This is a genomic window from Streptomyces sp. NPDC002125 (assembly GCF_053593715.1).
Genome location: NZ_JBSFDD010000084.1, coordinates 1 through 2,246, shown reverse-complemented (window position 1 = coordinate 2,246; position 2,246 = coordinate 1). Strand labels below are relative to the sequence as shown.

The following is a 2,246-nucleotide window of genomic DNA, read 5'->3' as shown; positions in this document are numbered from 1 at the left end:
TCCACAATCACATGCGCGTTCGTACCACTCACACCGAACGACGACACACCCGCACGACGCGGACGCCCCTCACCCTCCGACCACTCACGCGCCTCCGTCAGCAACTCGACCGCACCCGCCGACCAATCCACCTTCGACGACGGCTCACCCACATGCAGCGTCCGCGGCAGCACGCCATGGTGCATGGAGACGAGCATCTTCATCACACCAACCACGCCGGCGGCGGCCTGCGTGTGCCCGATGTTGGACTTCAGCGAGCCCAGCCACAGCGGACGATCGGCCGGCCTGTCCTGCCCGTACGTGGCCAACAGCGCCTCGGCCTCGATCGGATCACCCAGCGTCGTGCCGGTGCCGTGCGCCTCCACCACGTCCACATCGGCTGCCGACAACCCGGCACTGGCCAGGGCAGCCCGAATCACCCGCTGCTGGGACAGGCCGTTGGGTGCGGTGAGACCGTTGCTGGCACCGTCCTGGTTCACCGCCGAGCCACGCAGCAGACCGAGCACCGGGTGGCCGTTACGCCGCGCGTCCGACAGCCGCTCCAGGAGGAGCAGGCCAGCGCCCTCGGACCACGAGGTGCCGTCGGCGGCATCGGAGAACGCCTTCGAACGCCCGTCCGCCGCCAGCCCACGCTGTCGGCTGAACTCGATGAACATGCCGGGCGCCGGCATGACCGTGACGCCGCCGGCCAGGGCGAGGCTGCACTCGCCCGCACGCAGCGCCTGCGCTGCCAGGTGCATGGCGACCAGGGACGACGAGCAGGCGGTGTCCACAGTGACCGCGGGCCCCTGGAACCCCAGCGTGTAGGAGATGCGCCCGGAGATGACGCTCGACGACTTGCCCGTCAGCAGGTAGCCCTCGACCGATTCCGGGGCTTCGTGCAGGCGTGCGCCGTAGTCCTGGTAGGTCATGCCGGCGAAGACACCGGTCATGCTGCCCTTCAGCTGTACGGGATCGATTCCTGCCCGCTCGAACGTCTCCCACGCTGTCTCCAGCAGCAACCGCTGCTGCGGGTCCATCGCCAGCGCCTCACGCGGCGAGATCCCGAAGAAGGCCGCGTCGAAGTCGGCAGCGGAGTGGAGGAAGCCGCCCTCGCGTGCGTAGCTCCTTCCCGGCCGGTCCGGATCAGGGTCGTAGAGGTTCTCCAGGTCCCAGCCCCGGTCCGTCGGAAAGCCGGAGACAACGTCCCGTCCTTCGGCGAGGAGCTGCCAGAGGTCCTCCGGTGTGTGTACGTCCCCGGGCAGTCGGCAGCTCATCGCGACGATCGCGATCGGGTCCTCGTCGGCCGGCTCCGGCCTGAGGAGGGGCCCGGGAAGGGGCTCGGAGACGGCGTCCGCGGTCGTCCCCACGAGCTCAGCGCGCAGGTGCCGGGCCATGAGGGTGACCGTGGGGTGGTCGAAGACGGCTCCGGTGGCCAGCCTCAGCCCCGTGGCCGCGTTCAGGCGGTTGCGCAGTTCCATGACCCGCATCGAGTCGAAGCCGAGTTCCCTGAAGGCACGCCCCATCGCGATCGCGTCCACGCCGGAGTGGCCCAGTACGGCCGCGGCGTGCGTGCGCACCAGCTCAGCGAGCATCCGCTCCTGTTCGCCCGGGGCGAGGCCCACGAGCCGTCGGCCCAGGCTCTGTTCGGGCAGCTCCGGCCCCGGGGCGGCATCGCCGGTGAGTGAGTCGGCGGCTGTCTGGGCCACCTCGGGGATCTCGTCGAACAGCCGGTTCCGACGGGTCGCGGTGAACTGTGCGACGAAGCGGTCCCAGTCGACGTCGGCGAAGGCGAGGAACGGCCTGTCGTGTCCCATCGCGCCGTCGAGGGCCCGCACCGCGGTCTCCGGGGCCATGGCGGTGAGTCCGCGTCGGCTCATGCGCTCGTCGGTCTCGGAGTCGGCCATGCCGCCACCGCTCCACGTGCCCCAGGCGACGGACAGTGCGGGCAGTGCGCGGAGGTGGCGTTCATGGGCGAGTGCGTCGAGGGAGGCGTTGGCAGCTGCATAGGCGGCCTGGCCACCGTTGCCCCATACGCCGATGACCGAGGAGAAGAGGACGAAGGCGTCGAGGTCCAGATCCCGCGTCAACTCGTCCAGATACCGAGCCCCGTTCACCTTCGACCGCAGCACATACGCCATACGCTCCGGCGTCAGCGCCTCGATCACACCGTCCGCCAGCACACCAGCCGTATGCACCACCCCCCTCAACTCAGGCAACTCACCCGACACCACCCGCTCACCCAACGACGACAGCAACCCAGCCAC

1 pseudogene is annotated in these 2,246 nt (G+C 69.9%); it reads right to left on the bottom strand.

Going from position 1 to position 2,246, the window contains the following annotated elements:
• Positions 1-2,201: pseudogene (locus ACWCQM_RS40900) on the bottom strand (type I polyketide synthase); the annotation flags it as partial.
• Positions 2,202-2,246 lie beyond the last annotated feature (45 nt).